The sequence below is a fragment of the Pleionea sediminis genome, assembly GCF_007570825.1.
Taxonomy (GTDB): Bacteria; Pseudomonadota; Gammaproteobacteria; order Enterobacterales; family Kangiellaceae; genus Pleionea; species Pleionea sediminis.
Map to the genome: position 1 here is coordinate 1 of NZ_SUNB01000006.1, position 19,278 is coordinate 19,278.

16 protein-coding genes are annotated in these 19,278 nt (G+C 39.7%); 4 read left to right on the forward strand and 12 right to left on the reverse strand.

Annotation, left to right across the window (positions count from 1 at the left end; translation table 11 throughout):
- Positions 1 to 189: 189 nt before the first annotated feature.
- The 4 genes from pheA to hutC all read right to left on the reverse strand — a co-directional run bounded on the left by pheA (position 190) and on the right by hutC (position 5,852).
- Positions 190 to 1,326, reverse strand: a complete 1,137-nt coding sequence (pheA, locus tag FAX86_RS17900; RefSeq protein ID WP_144394856.1) for a prephenate dehydratase — start codon at positions 1,324 to 1,326, stop codon at positions 190 to 192.
- 415 nt (positions 1,327 to 1,741) lie between these two features.
- Positions 1,742 to 3,259: a histidine ammonia-lyase gene (hutH, locus tag FAX86_RS17905; protein WP_205859249.1), complete on the reverse strand. Its 1,518-nt coding sequence runs from the start codon at positions 3,257 to 3,259 to the stop codon at positions 1,742 to 1,744.
- Between the two features lie 11 nt (positions 3,260 to 3,270).
- Positions 3,271 to 4,944 (reverse strand): urocanate hydratase, encoded by a 1,674-nt coding sequence (gene hutU / locus FAX86_RS17910; RefSeq protein WP_144394857.1) that lies wholly within the window; start codon positions 4,942 to 4,944, stop codon positions 3,271 to 3,273.
- A 194-nt stretch (positions 4,945 to 5,138) separates the two neighbouring features.
- On the reverse strand, positions 5,139 to 5,852 hold the full coding sequence (gene hutC, locus FAX86_RS17915; protein ID WP_144394858.1) for a histidine utilization transcriptional repressor HutC: 714 nt from the start codon (positions 5,850 to 5,852) through the stop codon (positions 5,139 to 5,141).
- Between the two features lie 86 nt (positions 5,853 to 5,938).
- On the opposite strand from hutC, the gene hutG reads away from it, so the two are divergent.
- From hutG to FAX86_RS17930, 3 genes are all read left to right on the forward strand, one after another.
- A complete protein-coding gene (hutG, locus tag FAX86_RS17920; protein WP_246128657.1) occupies positions 5,939 to 7,150 on the forward strand; it encodes an N-formylglutamate deformylase in 1,212 nt (403 codons plus the stop codon).
- A 69-nt stretch (positions 7,151 to 7,219) separates the two neighbouring features.
- The gene (locus tag FAX86_RS17925; RefSeq protein ID WP_144394859.1) at positions 7,220 to 8,455 is read left to right on the forward strand and encodes a cyclic di-GMP phosphodiesterase; all 1,236 of its coding nucleotides are present in this window, start codon (positions 7,220 to 7,222) and stop codon (positions 8,453 to 8,455) included.
- Between the two features lie 22 nt (positions 8,456 to 8,477).
- On the forward strand, positions 8,478 to 9,107 hold the full coding sequence (locus FAX86_RS17930; protein WP_144394860.1) for a hypothetical protein: 630 nt from the start codon (positions 8,478 to 8,480) through the stop codon (positions 9,105 to 9,107).
- Positions 9,108 to 9,387: 280 nt separating this feature from the next.
- Here FAX86_RS17930 and FAX86_RS17935 read toward each other — a convergent pair whose 3' ends face one another.
- From FAX86_RS17935 to FAX86_RS17970, 8 genes are all read right to left on the reverse strand, one after another.
- Positions 9,388 to 10,149, reverse strand: a complete 762-nt coding sequence (locus tag FAX86_RS17935) for an SDR family oxidoreductase (RefSeq protein ID WP_144394861.1) — start codon at positions 10,147 to 10,149, stop codon at positions 9,388 to 9,390.
- 238 nt (positions 10,150 to 10,387) lie between these two features.
- Positions 10,388 to 10,888 (reverse strand): HIT family protein, encoded by a 501-nt coding sequence (locus FAX86_RS17940; protein WP_144394862.1) that lies wholly within the window; start codon positions 10,886 to 10,888, stop codon positions 10,388 to 10,390.
- 4 nt (positions 10,889 to 10,892) lie between these two features.
- Positions 10,893 to 12,500, reverse strand: coding sequence for an AMP-binding protein (locus FAX86_RS17945; protein ID WP_144394863.1), 1,608 nt, complete (start codon positions 12,498 to 12,500; stop codon positions 10,893 to 10,895).
- Positions 12,501 to 12,504: 4 nt separating this feature from the next.
- Positions 12,505 to 14,547 (reverse strand): alpha/beta fold hydrolase, encoded by a 2,043-nt coding sequence (locus FAX86_RS17950; RefSeq protein WP_144394864.1) that lies wholly within the window; start codon positions 14,545 to 14,547, stop codon positions 12,505 to 12,507.
- 26 nt (positions 14,548 to 14,573) lie between these two features.
- Positions 14,574 to 14,816: a hypothetical protein gene (locus FAX86_RS17955; RefSeq protein ID WP_144394865.1), complete on the reverse strand. Its 243-nt coding sequence runs from the start codon at positions 14,814 to 14,816 to the stop codon at positions 14,574 to 14,576.
- Positions 14,816 to 15,676: a diiron oxygenase gene (locus FAX86_RS17960; protein ID WP_144394866.1), complete on the reverse strand. Its 861-nt coding sequence runs from the start codon at positions 15,674 to 15,676 to the stop codon at positions 14,816 to 14,818. Before FAX86_RS17960 ends, FAX86_RS17955 begins: the two co-directional genes overlap by 1 nt.
- 263 nt (positions 15,677 to 15,939) lie before the next feature.
- On the reverse strand, positions 15,940 to 17,673 hold the full coding sequence (locus FAX86_RS17965; RefSeq protein ID WP_144394867.1) for a dipeptidyl-peptidase 3 family protein: 1,734 nt from the start codon (positions 17,671 to 17,673) through the stop codon (positions 15,940 to 15,942).
- 105 nt (positions 17,674 to 17,778) lie between these two features.
- The gene (locus FAX86_RS17970) at positions 17,779 to 18,753 is read right to left on the reverse strand and encodes a DUF523 and DUF1722 domain-containing protein (protein ID WP_164503664.1); all 975 of its coding nucleotides are present in this window, start codon (positions 18,751 to 18,753) and stop codon (positions 17,779 to 17,781) included.
- Positions 18,754 to 18,806: 53 nt separating this feature from the next.
- On the opposite strand from FAX86_RS17970, the gene FAX86_RS17975 reads away from it, so the two are divergent.
- Complete coding sequence (locus tag FAX86_RS17975; protein ID WP_144394869.1) at positions 18,807 to 19,265, forward strand: tellurite resistance TerB family protein; 459 nt, start codon at positions 18,807 to 18,809, stop codon at positions 19,263 to 19,265.
- Positions 19,266 to 19,278 lie beyond the last annotated feature (13 nt).

A 19,278-nucleotide genomic window follows, 5' to 3' on the forward strand; every position in this document is an offset into this window, starting at 1 on the left:
GTTCAGCGCCGATGGTAGTGTGGGGTTTCCCCATGTGAGAGTAGGTCATCGCCAGGCATTTAATTATAAGCCCCTGCACATACCGTGCTGGGGCTTTTTTATATCCCTCAGTTTAATAACAATAAACCACTTAAAATTTAAGACTTTGATTATAGGTTTAGAATTAAGCTTTCCGGCCTGAGACCTTTCTCAAGCTAATTTTATTTCACACTTTGGGTAGTTACCGAGCACTTTGAGAAACTGACAACTGTTTTCGGCGAGCTTTAAAGCTTCCTTGACCTCAATGGCATCTAAGTGGCCTTCAAAATCAGCATAAAACATTTCTTCCCAAGGTTTTTCTGGAATGGGCCTTGATTGTAATTTAGTAAGATTGATACCGCATGATTTGAAATCATTAAGAACAGTAGCAAGGGATCCCGGTCCTTGTTGAGTCGCAAATACAATGGAAACTTTACATGGAATTTCTTCAGGAAAAACAAATTCCTTTTTACATATAAAGATGAATCGGGTGAAGTTACTACGTTGATTGCTGATATTCTCTTTTATAATGGATAGATTATAAATTGTGGCTGCATATTCATTGGCAATAGCAGCAATGTCGTCTTTATCTAATTGAATGATTTTTTCGAGGGCATCAGCACTGCTTGCACAGTATTCTATCTCTACATCTGAGTTTGCTTGAATCAGATCATTGCATTGAGTAATGGCTTGGGGGTGACCAAGTATTTTCTTTATCTGATTTGTATTAGAGTTTTTACCAACTAAACAATGTTTTATCTCAAAAATTTCTTCACCAACAATATTTATTCCTGAACCTTGAAGTAAATCATAAACTTCTAAAATTGCGCCCGAAGTTGTATTCTCAATTGGCAGAACTCCAAGATCCATATCTGAATTTTTAACAGAATGAACAATGTCCTTGAATGTTTTAAATGGAAAAGGTTTTGGATTACTAGTTTGATTGTCAAAGTATTTGATAAGAGCTTGATGACTATAACTTCCTTGATCACCTAAGTAAGCAACTCGTGGAGATTTAAATGGTTGGTTCATTTTCATTTGGTATTGTTTTTTTACCGAATGATTAATAATTAATTCAAATAGTTCTTTTACAAAGATTGGGCTAAGTCCAATTTCTTTTGCTAATTCGATTTTGTTTTTTAACAGCGCATCTTCTCTTTCCGGATCTCGCGTAACCGATTGAGTAGCTATTTTGTGCTCGCCTACTTGATCACATAATGATATTCGTCTTGCGAGTAGATTTAATAATTCTAAATCCAAATGGTCTATCGCTTCGCGAAGTTTATTGAGTTCTTTGTTTGATAACATAAGTTGTTAATATCAAAAGTAGTAAATTAGTTAAGTTAGAGTATCAGATCGAGTTTAAGAGTTACTAAAGGCTTGTCAATAAAAAAGCCCGGTGGGGAACCGGGCTCCATAACTGAATGGAATAAATAAATGTAACAACCAAGACTGGGAAACCTGTCTAGCATCATGGTGTCAAGAAATGACTGGGAGAATGATGCTGGATATTGGTTAACCCATATTCAGTATAGTCCAAATTTCTTAATGTCAACTTTTTGCAAATTATTTTAAAAATGATTAAGACTCAATAGCTTACAGTTGTGGTTCTTTTTTATTGACGTTTTAATGCAAAGTAAGTTGTAAAAAACATAATTCATTATAACCAATTTGTCTTGGATTCATGGGCTTTCTTTTTCAGCAATAAGCCTATTGAATATGGCTAAAACACTGTCGGAATATGGCTTACAAAGGATCCAGTCAATATTAGGTCTTGTATTTTTATCATGTCATCGGACATGTATCTATCTTTGTCGTAATGTGAAACATGTTGTCGGATTAATTGATAAGTGGTTAATAATTTCTTCGAGGTCTTCAATGGAGCTCGAAAGTCTATTCCTTGCGCGGCGCACAACATTTCGACGGATAAGATCCCTGCAACATTTTCATTTATGTCTGTTAATCTTCGTGCAGCGAAGGTGGCCATACTAACGTGATCTTCTTGGTTAGCTGAGGTAGGTAGACTATCGACTGAAGCTGGATGAGCTAATGTTTTGTTTTCACTCGCTAGAGCGGCAGCAGTAACCTGGGCAATCATAAAGCCTGAATTGACGCCACTGTTCTCAACGAGAAATGGCGGTAAACCGCTCATATGCTTGTCGACAAAAATTGCGATACGTCTTTCTGAAATTGAACCGATTTCCGAGATTGCTACAGCCAGAGCATCAGCCGCTAGAGCGACGGGTTCTGCATGGAAATTACCGCCGGAAAGAATATCGCCGTCTTCAGTAAAAACAAGGGGATTATCTGATACTGCGTTCGACTCTATGAGAAGTGTATTAGCGACAAACCGAATTTGATCGAGACAAGCTCCCATTACTTGAGGTTGACATCGTAATGAATAGGGATCTTGAACTTTATCGCAGTCCGTATGCGATTGATTAATTTCACTTCCTGTAAGTAACTCTCGATATATCTTCGCAGTTTCTATTTGACCTTGATGACCTCGAACAGCGTGAATTCTTTCATCGAAAGGTGTGACACTCCCCATAAGTGCATCGACACTTAAACTTCCTGCAGCCAGTGCGGTACAAAAATTATTTTCAGCTAAAAACAATCCTTTCAACGCGAGTGCGGTAGAGGCTTGTGTTCCATTTAAAAGCGCGAGACCTTCTTTAGGTGACAGTTCGATGGGTGAATAGTTTAACTTCTTCAGAGCGTCAGACGAATTTAAAGTTACCCCATCCAAGTGAATCTGTCCTTCACCCAATAAAACGGCACTCATATGTGCCAGCGGTGCCAAATCACCACTTGCGCCAACGGAACCTTTTTCTGGGATGACCGGCAAAGCGTTCATGTTAAATAATGCGATGAGTCTTTCAAGCGTCGACATTTTTATTCCGGAATGTCCTTGCGCCAAACTATTAACCTTTAATGCAATGAGTAATCGAGTTGTTGGCTCATCGAGCGGCTTTCCTATTCCTGCGGCGTGCGAGAGAACTAATGATTTCTGTAGATCAACAAGTTTATCGTTTGGGATTCGAGTTTGAGCTAACAACCCAAATCCAGTATTGATTCCGTACACAGTTTGGTTTTTATCAATACAGTTTTGAACGGTTTGCGCCGATTGATTAATCTTATCTATCGCTGAGTCGCAGAGTTCAAGCTGCACGCGTTCTCTAAAAATAATTCGTAAATCATCAAGAGATAATTTTCCTGGGATAATTTTTATCGTTTTCATTAAGGTGTTCCTTAGCCATTAACCATCGGCAAATTCAAACCGTTTTCTTTTGCGCATTGCTTGGCAATCTCATAGCCAGCATCGGCATGTCGCATGACACCGGTTGCAGGATCATTCCATAGCACTCTTTCAATACGTTTATCAGCTTCTTCTGTTCCGTCACAACAGATAACAATGCCGGAGTGTTGCGAATATCCCATACCGACACCGCCGCCGTGATGCAAAGAAACCCAGGTAGCACCGCTTGCAACATTTAGCATGGCATTTAGAAGGGGCCAATCAGAAACTGCGTCAGAACCATCTTTCATGCTTTCCGTTTCTCGGTTTGGGCTTGCGACCGATCCAGAGTCCAAATGGTCACGGCCGATAACTACCGGAGCCGATAATTCACCGTTACGTACCATTTCATTAAATGCGAGACCAAGTTTGTGACGTAAACCAAGACCAACCCAACAGATTCTTGCCGGTAATCCCTGAAAACTAATGCGCTCTCTGGCCATATCGAGCCAGTTATGCAAGTGAGGATCGTTTGCGATTATTTCTTTAACTTTCTGATCGGTTTTATAAATGTCTTCTGGGTCACCAGACAATGCTGCCCATCGAAATGGACCAACACCTTTACAGAAAAGAGGGCGAATGTAAGCTGGAACAAAGCCAGGAAAATCAAACGCGTCTTTGATACCTTCGTCAAAGGCTTGCTGACGAATGTTATTTCCATAGTCAACCGTTGGAATTCCTGCGTGGCAAAACTTCACCATGGCTTCAACTTGAAGCGCCATGGATTTGCGTGCTTCAGTTGCTACAAGTTTGGGATTTGTTTGCGCTTGTTCACGCCACTGTTCAACCGTCCATCCAATAGGTAAATAACCATTTACCGGATCGTGTGCTGACGTCTGATCGGTCACCAGATCCGGCTTTACATCTTGTTTTTCCATTTCTGGGAATATTTCGGCAGCGTTACCTAAAAGACCAATAGAGATGGCCTCTCCTTTTTCTAAAGCGGTATTTAACATTGTCATCGCTTCTTCAATCGAGGTGGCTTTCTTATCGAGGTAACGCGTACGTAGACGAAAATCGATACGCGTTTCATCGCACTCTACGGCAATCATGCAATAACCAGCCATTGTCGCTGCAAGTGGTTGGGCTCCGCCCATGCCGCCGAGTCCACCTGTTAAGATCCATTTGCCTTGGGTTTTACCTTCAAAGTGCTGACGACCGGCTTCAACGAAGGTTTCGTAAGTTCCTTGAACGATGCCTTGACTGCCAATGTAAATCCATGAGCCAGCGGTCATTTGACCGTACATCATGAGTCCTTTTTTATCGAGTTCATTGAAGTGATCCCAGTTTGCCCACTCGGGTACCAAGTTTGAGTTAGCTATCAGAACACGCGGTGCATCAATATGTGTCTTAAAAACGCCGACGGGTTTACCAGATTGAACGAGTAGTGTTTCATCGTTATTTAATTGTTTTAACGACTCAACTATCTTGTCGTAACAGGGCCAATTTCGGGCGGCTCTGCCAATTCCTCCGTACACCACTAAGCTTTGAGGATGCTCAGCTACCTCGGGATCTAAATTATTCATCAACATGCGTAAAGGGGCTTCTGTTAACCAGCTCTTAGCGTTTAGCTCAGAGCCATGAGGCGCTCTAATAACGCGTGTTTCATCGATTCTATTGTCTGTCATGGTTAACCCTTAAATTTGAAGCAATTTATTAACTTTCTCCGAGTATACTGAAAATTTTCTTGTATATACAAAGAGAAAAGGCGTTATAACGCAATGACTTACTGCACTATAACGCCTTGTATATCTCGTTTTTTTTACTCAGTCGCCGATAATCCAGCGATTCATATCAGTTGTATAATCTTGTTGTCACAATTTTATGCTTTTGGAGTAAAGCGACTTCCCAGTCGATAACGCTTACCAGGGTGATACAGCTTGGCATAACTCACGGCATTATCAAAACTCCAGGTAATCCGCGTGAGCAACAAAACGGCCTCATCTTGTTCCAGATTTAACAAGTTGTAGTATTGTTTTTCTGGCACGATAGCCTCAATAATGTGTTCTGCTTCAGTGACTGGAGCAATCTGAGTTAAGTATTCGTTGGGAGTCGTCGATTTAAAATCTTGTTGTAGATAATCCGACGCAACCTCTGGATTAATAAATCGTTCTTCAACTTGGATGGGCTCGTTGTTTTGATAGTGCACAATAACCGAGTGAAAAACGTTACTGTCTTTTGGTAGACGAAACAACTCTGCTAATTCCACAGTCGCCGGTATCGAACTCATTTCAACCAGTGAAGCGCGATGTTGATGACCTTGATTGGTAACTTCTGTTTTAATATTTTTTATTTCTAACAATGAGCTTTGATGCTTTTCTTCGGCAACAAAAGATCCTTTACCACGTACCCGATAGAGAATTCCCTCAGAGTCCAGTTCTTCGAGCGCTCGTCGTGCAGTCATTCGACTGACTTGACAGAGTTTAACTAATTCGTTTTCGGAAGGTACTTGCTGACCAGGTTGCCATAACCCGTTTTTAATACCATCCATGATATGACGTTTAACTTTTATGTAACGAGATTCAGACTTCTGCATAGCACGCACTTTGATTGTATAGACAAGAATTTGAAGGCAGGATGTTATAAAATACTCAGCGCCTAAGCAACGAGAATCGGGGAATTATGCAAAATTACCAAAATGACGATCGTGAATTTTTACATTCCATCGAAAACCACACTTTACCGAAAGAACATTTTAATCATGAGTCCCATCTGAGACTGGCTTGTCTCTATTATTGGCAAATGGGATTCGACTCAGGATTATCGAAACTCGCTCATACTATTCGATCTTATGCAGAGTCGGTTGGTGCAACAGAAAAATATCATGCGACAGTGACTTACGCTTATTTTCGAGCTGTGGTTGAAGTCTTATTAAAAAAACCATCATTGAATAATTGGCTTGATGTAAAGTCGATCATTCAAGACAAGAACAAGAGTTTCAGTTTAGAAAGAGTTAGTTATCATTACTCAGAATTTTTGTTGTCGACGCCGGAAGCTAAAAAAAGTTTTTTACTTCCTGATATAAACGTTTTTAATTCTGATAAAGAATTAAATCAACCGCCTTATGAATGGGTTGAAGGTCAAGTGCCTGTTTTGATCAGTATGCCGCACAATGGAACATGCGTCCCGCAAAATATTCAACAAATAATGACGGATGAAGCACGCCAATTAAAAGATACGGATTGGTTTTTAAGATTGCTGTATAGTTTTGCCATTAAGAAAGGTTGTTACCTTATTAATCCATTGTACTCACGTTATGTGATCGATTTAAACCGATCGAGTACCGGCGAAGAGCTGTATCCTGGCGCAAATAATACTGAGCTTTGTCCAACTACGACCTTTAATCTTGAGCCAATCTATCAATCAGGACATTCCCCAAATAAACAAGAAATTGAACGTCGTATTAATAACTATTGGTTACCTTATCATTCGCGGTTACAACAAGAGATCGATTCTATTCGATCCAAGTTCGGTCGCGTACTCTTATTTGAAGCTCATTCAATAGCATCTGTCGTACCCCGTTTTTTTGAAGGACAACTTCCCGATTTTAATTTTGGTACGAATAATGGAGTTTCATGCAATCAATCGATCGCGAAACTCGTGACTTCTTTCGATACTCAGCAGTATTCAAAAGTGGTAAACGGACGATTTAAAGGTGGTTACATTACTCGACAATATGCCAAGCCTGAGTCGGGAGTCTCTTCTTTGCAATTGGAGCTTTCTCAAGCGACTTATATGGATGAGAAGCAGCTTGAATACAGCCCAGAACGAGCTGAGCAGGTTAAGGTTGTTCTAGCCGATTTAATTGATAATCTAATTCGTGAGATAATATAACTAAAAACGTGCATGTGACTCAATAATTGAGTATTCTTAAAGAATATCGCAACAAAGGACTAGCGAGTTGTGTCACATATAAAGCGAGTCAAAGTATTCTCCGACCAGCTGGAAATTGGCATGTTTGTGTCGGATCTTGATAGAAGCTGGAGCGAAACGAGTTTTCTGCTCCAGGGATTTACGCTTGAAGATCAAGAAGATGTCGCTTCGGTTAAAGAGCAATGTGATTTTGTTTATGTCGACTTTCCTAATGAGTCGCTCTACAAGAAGTTTCGTGCTCGCTCTACCGTCTCACCAACTTTAAAGAAAAAGTACGAGCAAGAAATTAATTCTTCCGATCTTCATGATGAGATCGGTCCTGCCGCAAAAACATTTAAGAAATCCAAACAGGTCATTAAAAGTGTGCTCGATCGAGTGATGCTCGGTGAAGATTTTGAGATCGCTGCGGTTAAAGAGCAGGTGAAAGATTGCGTCCAAAGTATCATTCGCAATGAGAGCGCAATGCTCATGATGACGCTTATAAAAAATAAAGACGAGTACACTGCCGAGCATTGTCTCAATGTTGGCATATTATCTATCGCTTTTGCTCGGTATTTGGGGCTTGAAGAGCAACAGCTGGAGGACATTGGCGTTGCCGGTATGTTGCATGATGTAGGGAAAGTGATGGTGCCTACAGCTATCTTAAATAAACCTGGCAAACTTTCTGACGAAGAAATGGCAACGATGCGCAGTCATGCGCAAAAAGGCTATGAAATCTTGCTGAAAAAACGAGATGCCTTGCCTTCAACCGTTGATGTGGCATTTACTCATCATGAGCGTCTCAATGGTGAAGGATATCCAAGAGGGCTTTATGATCATCAGATCTCGACTTTTTCAAGATTAGTTTCTATTGTCGATACGTTCGATGCGATTACCTCTGATCGGTGTTATGACCAGTCTCGAGCGATAATGGACGCTTACAAGGTGCTAATGTCCTGTCGTGATACCCATTACGATGGCAAGATGGTTACAAAATTTATTGAATGGCGAGGTATTTATCCGCCGGGTTCGATAGTTGAAATGGAAAACGGTGAAGTCGGGATTGTTACAGCGACTAATCCGAGGTACAAATTGCGGCCGAAAGTGCTCTTAATACTTGATGAGAACAAAAAACACCGTCGTCGTGAACGATTGATTGATATGTCTAAGCTTGATTTAGATGCATCTGCCCATACATACCGTATTATTAAGGCGGTTCCAAACCGTGCGTTCGGTATCGATCTTCAAGAATTTGTCGATAAAGGCTTGAAGATCGCAGCTGTATAACCTTGAATGAGTTTAGAAAATTATGTCATTAGAAAATCACCTAGGGCGATTGAAAGCCTTATTGTCTGAAGAAGACCTCCAGAAGTTTGAAGCTTTGAGCCACCGCTTAAGCGAAACTGAGGGCGATTTTTCATTGCTGAATGAAAGCGAACTCGAGCTAATTGCTGAGATGGAGCGTAAATACGGTGATCAAATACATGCCACTGCAGTAAATCATGCGTCTGATGTTGTCGCTGAGACAAATCCCGATTTCTCTGAGACCGAAAGTGAAGGAAACGCAAAAGAAACCATACGAGATACCATAAACGAAAACGCGGTGGTTCTAGATGAGTTTCCTTTGTTAAAAACTGAATTTGCTCAATATGTGAAAGATATGTTGTTACGAGAATTAGGATCGCAATTTCCTGATTTAAAATCTTCGGTTTCCTATGCCTTTGAAAATAAATGGATTCCTCAAGAGTTGAGAAATCAAGATGTCTGCGAAACCTTATATGAGCGCTTCTTTTCAGATATTGAAAAAGCGAATGAATGGCGTTATCAGTTGAATGGACAACGAACTGAGTCGGACAACAAGACAATGGCTATTGGACTGACTTGGTTTATGTACATATTCCAATTAAAACAATGGATTGAAAAGCTAACCGTCGAATAAATTTTATCAAAATATCAATGAGTTGCTGTCATTACATTTGATAAACGGACTATGCTGTGGGACCGGCAGCTCGCTTTGTAATACTGAACTTAAAATAATCCAGCAAGGAACATAAACAGCAGCGCGATTAAAACAATGATCGCCATTTTAAGTACTCTGGTTGAGATAAAGGACCAACATTCAACCACGAAAAGCTGCTAAAAGGCAACATTTCGTGATTCATATTGGCCTATTTAGACTTTAGAGCCAAAAATTGGAGAGATAGTGGTATTTATCTCGATTAAAGTCTTAAAGCACCATCAACTTCGATTACGCGTCCGCTGACATAATCATTCGTAAAAATAAACTTTACTGTTTCTGCAATGTTGTCAGGTGAGCCCATTTTTTTGAGAGGAATAGTGCTTTTAATTTTATCCAGAATCTCAGGTTTGATTGAGCCTGTCATTTCCGTTTCGATAAATCCAGGAGCAACGGCCGCTGAGCGTATGCCATACCGGGCCAACTCTTTTGCCCAGGTTGTCGTCAAAGCGGCTACACCAGCCTTTGCGGCAGCGTAATTACTCTGACCAACATTTCCATTACGAGATATCGATGAGATATTAACAATAACGCCTTTGCGGCCGTCTTCTATCATATGCTTAGCGGCTTCACGCCCACAGAGAAAGACACCTGTAAGATTGACATCAATGACTTGCTGCCAGCTTTTAAGGCTTAATGTATCCGTAACTTGCCCATCTTTAGCTTTTACCAGGAGGCCATCTCGAAGAATTCCAGCATTGTTTACTAAGCCATCAACCCCGCCAAGATCCGATTGAATATTGTTAAAAAGATCCACGACTTGTGCTTCGTCAGCAATATTGCACACAAAGGTTGCTGCTTTACCTGGAAGGGCTTCAAATTCAGCTTTTGCTTGAGCTAATGCTTCACTATTTACATCTATTAAAGCGATGTTTGCGCCTTGCTCAGCCAGTGAGAGAGCAATGGCTTTACCTAGCCCTTGAGCAGCTCCCGTGACTACGATTACTTTCTTTTCTAGATTCATAGTTTGACCCTCGGGTTGATGTCAAAACGGTATGTTGCATTGCAATATAATAGACTAATGTTACCGCTTGGTTAAAGTTTTATCTAGTTTTTCTTTTTTTGGCTCACTCTAAGTTCAGAACCGAGATAGCGAAGGGAGGTTAAACATTTAAACCGTCGGCGTAAAGTTGATTGTTTCAATTGAATAAATTAAAACCAGTAAAATTGAAACTGTGTCTATTGATTTTTATAGAAAGAACTTAGTTATTAGTTACTTCTTCGAGTTTTGTTGGATTCTTATCGAATTGCCATTCTAATCGTTGTGCTATTTCTTGGTGCAATTTTTTCAATGCTTTTGGATTGTTTAAACGACTTAGTGGGTTTAAAAATCGAGTAAGGAGTCGCCAATAAAAAGATAAGGTATCTTTTTTTCTGCGGGGGATAACATGAACGTGAACATGCGGGATATGTTGGCCTGAGTTTGCACCATTATTGAGCAATACATTGCAATCGTTTACATCGGGGAAGAGTTTGGGGAGCTGTTCAGTAAGCTGCTGAACAGCGACAAAAATTGCTTCGTTACTTTCTTTTGAAAGTTGATGAATATGACTTGCATGCTGCTTGCTGATAATCATCATATGGCCAAAGGTCATAGGGCGAATGTCCAAAATGATTTTATAAAGTTCTGACTCAACTATTTTATAATGATGAAGTTGATTTTCGATGATTTCGCAAAATAAGCAGTGTGAGTTTTTCTTCATGCAATTAAACCTTTTCCACTTTATTGGACAATGCGGTTCTGTCTATTTTTCCATTACTGTTTAAGGGCAATTCTGAGAGCTCGTGAATTTGATCTGGAACCATGTAGTCGGGTAAATGGTTCTGACAGTTCTCAATTATTTTCGATTTTGATATTTTACATTGGCTGTAGAATGCGACAAGCCCCTGAGCTTCATTGTTTTCACCTAAAGGAAAAGGAATAACAGCAACATGACCCGCTCCTGTACACTCGCGAATTCTAAATTCAATTTCTTGCAGCTCAATACGATATCCTCGAATTTTTATCTGGTGATCTTGTCGACCATGGAAATGCAAAATGCCATATTGATCTTGATGGACTCGATCGCCTGTTCGGTATACCGACGACATCTTTGTTTTTGATTGTTGTATTCGAAAGAAACTTTTAAGCGTATTATTTAAATCATTCCAGTATTCATTCACTACTTGTGGGCCGAGTAAGCATAGCTCGCCAACTTCACCAGGTCTTACCGGGTCTAACGAATCATCAACGATCAAAATACGATTGCCTTCGAAGGGTTTACCAATGGGTACGACAGGTTGAACGTTATGTTCATCATTTAAACTGTCAGTGCAGCGAAATAGTGTGAATGCAATAGTGGCTTCAGTGGGGCCGTATAAATTGTCAATGGTTGAGTGCGGCGCTATTTTACGCCAAGTAGAAACGGTACTTGAAGGTAGGGCCTCACCGCAAAATAAGCTATGACGAAGAGCAGGAAGCGATAAGTTATCAAACTTATCCTTCATAATTGCTCGAGCGCTCGTTATTTGAGAGGGAACTGAGAACCAAACACTGAGTTGATGTTTTTCTGCAAATTGAACCGGCATCAACTTTGCAAATTCATTGGCTGCAAATAGACAACCACCCGTTGTCCAACAAACCATTAAATCATGCATCGAAAGATCAAAGGTGAACTCAAAAAACTGGCTATGTCTGTCGTGCTCTGAAAAACTATAAAGCTTCTTAATATGATCGAGGTAAGCCACCAAGTTTTCATGTGATACAGGAACTCCTTTCGGAAGTCCCGTACTTCCAGAAGTAAACATAATGTAAGCGATGGAATCTTTAGAGGCTGTTTGTATGGGAGTCAATTGCTGTGATTCAAAAAGAGCGACGTTTTCGGCTGATAGCTCAATATGATTTAACCTATGAAAAGGGGGCATTGTTTTTGTAAATTGGTCAAAGCTATTTGAATGGCCAACAAAAAATACATTTAAAGGATTGTCATGTGCTGTGAGCAACTGGATACATTCGTCTAGACAGCTTTCATCAATCAGTATGTTCTTTGAGCCACTCTGATGAATAATGGACTTTAACTTCTCTACCGGAAAGCTTGGGTTTATAGGTATATAGGTTTTGCCTGTATAAAAGCTTGCTAAAATATTTGAGTAACCAATGAATGTTTTTTTTGAAAAAACAAGTACGGCGTTTTTTTCAAGTTTTTGTTCAATTTCTTTTGCAATAAACTTCGCGCAGCCGAACAGCTCATTATAAGAATAAACATGGTCCTGCACATGAAGTGCAGGACGTTTGGGAAAATCACGAAGCGTGGACTCTAGTTTAGCGATGAGCATAAAGTTATACCAGTTCTTCTGTTACTGCTAAATGACTTTGAATAAATGTTGTTGCCATAATAGCAACATTAGTATCGTAAAATTGAGCAAAATGTCCTGCATCTTGCTCCAGCACCAGTTTAGAGTTTTTAAGTTTTCGGCAAAGTGCTTCCGCCAATTGCGGGTGGGTTACTTCGTCATCTGTACAGCCAAATACTAAAACGGGTGTTTCGACACCTGTCGTGTAGGCATCTTCTCTCTCATTGAATAAGTTATGCATCATATTAGCGTATCGGTAAAGCGACTCAGCGCTTCTAAATGGCATACTGGTCATGTACAGTAAGTAAGGATCGGTACTTGTTAATATGGAATCAATTGCCTTTTCATCGGATTCGCCTGCCTGGTGGTTACCGTAAATAAGTTGGCAGTAAAATTCTGCCATTCGTCGATTACTACTAATTTTGGGTAGAAGCGATTTTAAATTCTCTTCAAATTGAGTAATGGGAATACCTGCTTCATCTTTTAAAGAAATGCCGCCATTTAATAATACAGCAGACGAAATACGATTTTGAAATTCGTGCATGGTTCTAAGGCAGGTTTGCACGCCACTACTCCAGCCAATAATGGCAGCTTGTTCAATATCAAGATGATCCATAATTGAAATCAGGTCTTTCGCATGAGTGAGTGAATTGCACTTATCCAACTCGAACTGATGAGTTAAAGAAGGAACCCAGCGAGTGTCCCAGGTAATCACAAAGTGGTGTTTACTGAGTCTACGAGCCAAAGGCGTGATAAAATCTTTAGGCATCCCATAAGCGTTGGCAATTATAATTGGTGAGTTTGAAGGTGAACCCAAGGTATGGACACTTAATGGCGTAGAGTCCCAGCTCGATATTTGGCTGCGTTCGAAAATACTGCCTTCCTCTTCGGCTTTCAATTCATCAACAAATAAACGCATGTAATTATCAATATCTTGAATGGTTAACCGTTTGTGATTGGGAAGTGAACGCTCGAACGTTTTTTGTGTGCCATAGTATCCTTCGTAAAAACGAGTTTTATTATCGAACAAGGACTCAAATGACGAAACTTTCCCTTCTCGTTCTTTCACTATGGTAATGCAATTTAGCTGGTTGTGCTTTTCACATTGCTTTATCGCATCGAGTATTTTTAAATCACTCAGATTGCATGAGTGATAAATTTCTTGATCTCCAAACCCGATAAACTTTAAGTACAGCATGTCATAAACAACTTGGTCGACAGGAATAAAGTTACCGACCGAATTTTTATCGCCTACTAATCGCAAATCTTTTTTAACTTGAGCCAAGGTATCGCGCATTTGATACATTTCCTGGCAAAATCCATAAAGTCCAAAACGTGTGCCACCACTACTGCGAGTTAACTCAGGCCCAAGAATGATAGAGGGGCGGATAATTGTGCATCCCATAGATTCCAATTGCGTAAAATGATAGATAATCCTTTCAGCTTCGCATTTGCTCGCTTCGTAATAATTGGCAAACTCTGTGTTTTCCGGGTGAAGCTCTTCTTTAATTAATCCATGTTTTTTACCAGCCGTGTAAGCCGTAGAAACATAAACAAATCGTGATATATTTAGCGATTTAGATAGGCTTAGCAGGCGATTGACTCCGTGTATATTAACCGCGTCTATTTTTTCTTTGTCTTCCCAGCGAAAAGAGAGGCTTGCTGCGCAATGCCAAACTTCTTTAATCTTGGTTTGCGACAGCTGATTGTATTGTTCTTCTGAAATTCCTAGGTCGTCCTGTTTTAAATCGCCGACTATGCACTGCAAACGCTTTTCAATGATTTCATCCGATAACATGGGCAAATTATAGCTTTTTGCACAAGTCTCCAGGTTTTCGATAATTCTCTGTTTAGCTTGTTCTGCATTTCTTCCTCTAACTAAAGTGAACACTTTTCCAGGGGTTTGTAATTTCCAAAAAAGAAAATTACCTCCAAGAAAGCCCGTTGCCCCGGTTAAAAAAATTATATCATCTTCCGAGAAGTTATCTTGAGTTACAAAATCTATTAAGTTTCCATAGTTATTCGACATGTCACGACTCCGCTGTTTATTAATTCCTAATCATTAAAGAAGTTATCTTTAATAGCTTGTAAAGAATAGACTTTTGATAATAATGCCTCGTTAACTTCAATTTGCTCATCGATAGACTCTTCGAGCATCATCATAAATTCAACAAACACAAGAGAGTCAACAACTTTTTTCTCGATAAGGTTTAGGTTGAGTGGTATGGGCTCTGCTCGTTTGGTTTTTACTCTTAACCATTCGCAAAGTTCATCAAAACTATCATTAATAACATCCATTACAAGACTTCCTCCATTAGGTTTAAGCCGCAACGTTTTAGAAGTCGCTTAACACCTCGTAGCATTTTTTGTTCATGAATATTGATTCGTCCAGGATCACTCAATAATTTTTCTCTTAATAACATGCCTTGCTTTATTCCTGAGTCGCGATAGGCAGTCGGGTTGTAAAGGGCTCCAATGTTGATAGCAATCGATTTTTCTAACTCTTCACGAATGAGCTCTTTTGCTGATTCGTTAGCGAGAGCTTTTTCTGCAAGTTGCTCAAGAGTTCGATGTCCGTAGGTAATGTGTCGAGCCTCATCTTGATAATGTGCTTCATTAATCTCTCTTACAAATGGATTTACTCGAGCATCTTTTGCATTGAGAATATTAAAGTAATGTCCAATTTCCTCAAAAATCAGCACTCGTGCAAAAACTAAAAAGTGATCAACGTCTTTTGAATATTCTTGCTTTTTTAATTGAAACTTTTTATTCGGATAGACTTTTCCAACGTAGTTGTTGCAGAACTTGTTGAAGTACCACATATGTTGATTTTCTTCATCAATAAGGTGGTGTAAATATTCTCTGGCTTCTCCTAATTCAACTTCGTGCATTATTCGACTCACCTCTTGAATGAGCTCAAGTTCGCCGGTATTGTTTAAGCTGAATATATTGATACATTCCCATTTTGCGAGATGCTTTTTTTGGTCTTCAGTAAAATTTGATTCAACTTCCGAATGTGCAATGGTTAATGCATCTGGTGAAAACCACCAGTCATCTTCCGGAATCGACTCTGGCCATTGAAAGCGACGGAAAGCAGTGTTGTGTTGATCAATAGAAACCTTGGAGAGTGTTTTAGCTCTGGCAATGAACTTTTCCACTAATTATCCCTCTTTAATTATCGTCTTCTGAGAAGACTATGAATAAGTCTTATTTCGGGATCAACAGGTATGACCTCATAAGTCATGTTTTTTATGAGATATAAAACAAAAGGAGATTTTTTTCGTCTTTTAATTTCTTCTGTTATTGCTAGTTGAAATAATCTTAAGCGAGTTTCTGTTCAAAAATAAAAGACTTTAGAAACATTCGAATTAATTTGGGATGAAGCAGCGCCTGAAGCGCTGCTTATTGAATGAAGAGATGGTTATTGGAGTCCTAAAACGCTTTTTCCTTGTGTAAAAACAATATCGACAGGAATGTTGGCTTGAGTTAATTTTTCAAGCTCTGCTTTTAAGTCTTCTGTAATTACACCCTGGGTATCAAGAAGCTTCTTTGCCGCTTCATAATCACCATTGCCCTGAATTGTCAGTAGTAAATTGGTAAGGCTATTCATCGCTTCGGTCATTTTGTCGAAGTCGACACTGTAGCGCCCCGTTTTGTCATCAACTTTAAATGCGCCATGTTCTTTAAAAAAGTTAAAGCGGACCATATTTGCTTTACCGTGTGCGGAAGAAGCACCAAATCTTACCGAGCGAAAAATACTGGCCAAGAAAGTAACGTAGTTATCCATTAATTCGCCATCAGTAATTTCACCTTTCTCAAATAGGGATTTCACCATATATAAACCTAAAATATCGGCTTTACCTTCTTCTAGTGCTGAAGCTGTTTCTTTTAGAGCAACTCGAACAACCCCTTTGTCATTAACTGTATTTTTAATTCCAAGGCCATGTGCTACTTCGTGAAACATTGTATTGGCAAAGAAGGCATCAAATGTGATGTATTTTTGCTGGTCCTCAGCAATGAGTTGTTTTGAAATCGGGACGAGTATTTTGTCAAACTTTGCTTTCATTGCATTTTTTAACTGCAACCGTCGCGTTCCTTTGGCTAATTGAACTTCTTCATCATTCGGGAGATTAATTGCGATGGTTTTTGAGCCCGCATTACTATGACCTGCATAATAAATAACATCATAGGCATTCAAGTCGGCATCTGTGCCCGGCATTTCACTTTTGTATTTTTCATCAACGGGTAAGCCTCTTTGCAACTCTGGAAGAAATGCAGCAAACTTTGCCAAGCGTTCGCTCCACTCGAGGTCTTTAATCAGTACGTAAGATTCAAAAGCGGTTCGATAACCAAATAGTTGATCTTCATAAGTTTCAATTGGACCGATAACCAGTTCAATAGGATTGGTTTTCATATCCATCCAGACAAAGTCGGAAGGTTGATAGTTATTGCTAAGCAGTGCGTCGGCTCGAACGGTCAGGTAATTAGCGAACTCTTTGTTTTCAGCAAGATTAGAAGCTTGTTTTAAAAGATCGGCTGCTTTGAGAAGCTCTTTGTGAAATTTTTCGCTGTAAGGAATAAGTTTTAACTCGCCTGATGCGTCGCGCTCGACCATAGTGTATAGCTCAAAATCGCGATGACTTTCTAATTTTTTCTGGTTGTTTCTTTGCCAATTTTCGTATTCTTCCTTAGTCATATCTGCGGGATAAAACTGCGCTCCGGCGGGTTTTTCTTGAATTCCTTTAATAAATGGTTTGTCGCCCGCAAGTCGATCCCAAGGACCATAGTTAACGTCAGCGAAGTATTTAGTCTTTTCGTGTTTAATATTAGCGAGTAAAGAATTTTTGTCGCCATAAGCCTGTTGCCAAAATAAGTCATCCATAATTTTACTGGCATCGATTAACAGCGAAATCATTCTTTTTTGATTGTCTGATAATTTAGAAAGGTCTGCCGTTAATTTAAAATCGGCATAGATGTCAAATCGTTCGGTGCTGATGGGTTGATAAAGCCCTTCAGGACTTGCTTTTTTATCGGACGTTATGGACTGAGACGCTTGCGTATCTGCAGACTTTGTTTCGTCGCTTGATTCTTTTTTTTGACATCCCGATAAGGCGAGCGTTATCGCTGTTGCCAGAGTAATTAGTTTGTACTTCATTCTATAGGGTCCCCCAAGTCATTGATTATTATGACGTTTAATTTTTTGTTTTTGAGTGGCGGACAAAACTATAACAGGAAATTCATGAAACGCCTATGTATCAAGTCACTCTTTAATGTCGTTCAACTCCTTGGGGTAAGGGCGAAAGAGAGTTGATTGTGACAGTTGATTTATATTCGTTCGATGGGACTGTTCGGCCAGACAAAGGTGGAGTTTGTTAGAACTCTGGATGTCATTGTTCTCGATTAACTGATGGAGTAAACGAGCGAGGTTCTGATATTCCACTCTTTCCCGTCGAGGAAAAAGGATGTTGTTTGCTGCCGATGTAAATGTTTTTGCCAATGAACTCAGACTCAAGTCGGTATCAAAAATATCGATCCAATGTTTGATAGCCGATAACTCAGAGTTTTCGTCTGACATTAGCATTTTCTCGAATAAATTGTCTTCGGTTATCGCATTTTCAATACAATAGGCGGTTAATAGTAATCTGTGGTTGGCAATAAATGATTTTGTCGGTGTTTTTGATCGCTTTTGATTTAAATACCAGCGATGTAGGGTAAATGCTTTAGTTAAAAATCGATGGCGCAAATTTGCTATTTTTATTTGGTTTTCGTCAATGATGGGGAGGAAATTCAAATGAGATTTAAAGTGTTCTATAAAGAATCCATTCCCAGGTTCGATATATTCGTTGGCGACACTTAAATCACTTGTTTTCTCAGGTCGATGAACATGCTTTACTGGCGTATCAACAATCCCGCAGCTAGGCGATTTACTTTTACTAATCAGGCCGCAAAGGCTTGGATTCTGTCCTGCAATTTGATGCGCTATCTTTGCCATTGTCGTGCTGTGATTAATGTGTGTGTTATCCACATTGACTAATTGTCGTTCTGTTCCGACTTTAATTATTTGTATCGGCGGTCTGGGGGTTGGCATACCGCAAGCGACTTCAGGACAATTGGGAACAATCTCCATGAATGGCATGACATAGTTGATGATGAAATCATCAATCTTGTGCTTCCCATCGTACCGAACTGGGTCTCCAATTAAACATTGGCTAATCATCACTTGCGGTTTCATCATAAAACCAACTATATTGGTGCTGTAGTTCACTGACATTATTCAATAAGAAGGCCATGTTAGACAAATTAAAAGCTTTTTTCGACAAGCATCTGAAAGTTAATGATGAGTCACCCGAAGAAACAGAGCACGCTATTCGAGTGGCTGCTGCTGTGTTAATGATCGAAGTGATGAAAATGGATTTTGAGATTAAAGATGAAGAGCAAGAGCAAATTTTGTCATTATTGAAAGAGGAATTTGAACTTACTGATGAAGATGCGAACGATTTATACGAAGTAGCTACCGACAAAGCGCTTTTCGCGACCGATTTTCACGAATTTACTCGACTGCTGAATGACCATTACTCTATTGAACAGAAAATACGGCTAATTCGGCTGCTGTGGAAGGTTGCTTTAGCTGATGGAAAGGTTCATGCGTACGAGGAGCATTTGATACGTCGGGTATCCGATTTGCTGCATCTTCGCCATAGTGAATATATTCAAGCGAAATTGTCTGAAGTCCATGAAATGGAATAAGTTCTGCTGATGA